The organism is Nocardiopsis sp. TNDT3, from assembly GCF_003427465.1.
GTDB lineage: Bacteria > Actinomycetota > Actinomycetes > Streptosporangiales > Streptosporangiaceae > Nocardiopsis > Nocardiopsis dassonvillei.
Genome location: NZ_QPFC01000525.1, coordinates 1 through 1976, shown reverse-complemented (window position 1 = coordinate 1976; position 1976 = coordinate 1). Strand labels below are relative to the sequence as shown.

The 1976-nt window shown below is 70.0% G+C and carries 2 protein-coding genes; both read right to left on the bottom strand.

What is annotated here, in order from left to right; all coding sequences use genetic code 11:
• Positions 1-200 precede the first annotated feature (200 nt).
• Positions 201-674, bottom strand: coding sequence for a bifunctional nuclease family protein (locus DQW06_RS13710; RefSeq protein WP_013152509.1), 474 nt, complete (start codon positions 672-674; stop codon positions 201-203).
• 170 nt (positions 675-844) lie between these two features.
• Positions 845-1387, bottom strand: a complete 543-nt coding sequence (locus DQW06_RS13705) for an FHA domain-containing protein (RefSeq protein ID WP_013152508.1) — start codon at positions 1385-1387, stop codon at positions 845-847.
• Positions 1388-1976 lie beyond the last annotated feature (589 nt).

The window sequence follows — 1976 nt, the reverse complement described above, 5'->3', positions numbered from 1 at the left end:
CGGGGCCTCCCCGTTGGCGCCCGACGCGCACCCGGGGGTTTCGGCCCTGATCATTACGACCACTTCCGTTACCCAATCTATCACCGGCTCCACGGGTGAAGCCGCAGGTCGGGGCGTGTCCTCCCCGGCCCGCGCCACCGCAGCGGCACGGGACCCGCGCCTGGGCGCGGGCCCCGGGGGAGTGCACGTGCGTCACCGGACTACTCCGTGCGCCTGCCGAAGTCCTCGGGCGAGATGTTGTCCAGGAACTCCCGGAACGCCTCGACCTGGTCCTCCTGCTCGTCCGGGATGGGCATCCCGGCCTCGTCGATCACGTCCTCGTGCGCGTAGATGGGCGTGCCCGTCCGTAACGCCAGGGCGATCGAGTCGGAGGGGCGCGCGCTCACCTCCACACCGTTGCTGAAGACCAGCTGGGCGTAGAAGATGCCGTCGCTGAGGCCGGTGATGTTCACCGTCTTGAGCCCGGTGTCCAGGGCGTCGAGGACGTCCCGGAACAGGTCGTGGGTGAGCGGTCTGGCCGGCGCGACGCCCTGTTGGGCCAGCGCGATCGCGGTGGCCTCCACGCCGCCGATCCAGATAGGCAGGTAGCGGTCGCCTTCGGATTCCTTGAGCAGGACAATCGGCTGGTTCGAGGGCATCTCAACACGGACGCCGACGACCTCCATGTGCTTCACAGCGTCTCCGTCCCACGAGTCGTGATGCCGGATGGGCGCTCGTCCCTGCTCCCGCTGTGGATCAGGACCCGAGGGCGAAATCGGCACCCTTCGTTACAAAGTTCTCCGGCGGCGGGGGGCCGCAAACCTCATCGGCCCACCCGCCGCTCCCGCGGTCGTCCCCGCGCCGGTCAGCGGCGCGGTTTGGTCAGCAGGACCATCCGGAACTTGCCGATCTGGATCTCGTCGCCTCCGCCGAGCTGGGCCTCGTCGACCGGCTCGCGGTTGACGTAGGTGCCGTTGAGGCTGCCCACGTCGCGGACTCCGAACCCGTCGCCGCGGCGGAAAAACTCCACGTGGCGCCGGGAGACGGTGACGTCGTCCAGGAAGATGTCGCTGTTGGGGTGGCGGCCGGCGGTGGTCACGTCACTGTCCAGCAGGAAACGGCTCCCGGCGTTGGGGCCGCGCCTGACCACCAGCAGAGCCGTGCCCGGCGGCAGAGCGTCGGGGTTGGCGGGGTCGTCGCCGCCCAGCTCGTCGCCGGACTCCTCCTCTTCCAGGGCCTGTATGCCCGAGAGGGAGATGGTGGACGTGACGTCTCCGCCGGAGTCCCTGCCAGTGCCGGGTCGGGGGCCCTGCTGTTCGGCTCTGCGGATCGGAGTTCCGCAGTGGGAGCAGAAACGGGCATCATCCGCAACGGCGTGACCGCACTGCGTGCAGTAAACGCTCGACATAGGTCGGCTCGGCCTCCTACCGCACGGGGCGGTGCTTGATTGGGCTGATCGGTGGCACGTACCGGGCGTCGGGCGGGCACGCGGCCCGCACGCCGTCCGGTACGCGGTGAGACGGCCCGCTGTCGCGGCAGCGGTGCGCCTCACGCGGTCGGTCGCTAGGTCTCATCCCCCGTGTCGCACTCCTTGTCACCACCGGCGAGGGTGTCCGCCGTTGCCGGGATACCCGGTCCGATAGGCGACGCGGCGCTTCGGGGAACACTCGACTTTAAACCATATCCCTGTCCAGGAAGGGTTTTGCTCCTCCCCCGCCCACTGTGGACGACCCGTCGGGAACGGATCGCCGAGCGGTGTGCCCGCCGTCGCGGAGGGTGTCCGGCGACGGCGGCGGGCCGGGTCGGGGCAACACGCCTGTCCTGGTGCTGATGCCGTGTCGGCGGGTTTGGTTCTCCACGGATCCCCCTGGATTCGCGCCGACTTCACCGGACCGCCACGACCTGCCTGTATGCCCATTTTAACCCGCGGGGTCACACACGGTAGGGGCCGCGCCCGCGCACCGGGCGTGACGACGCGGGTACGCGCCGCGGGGGGG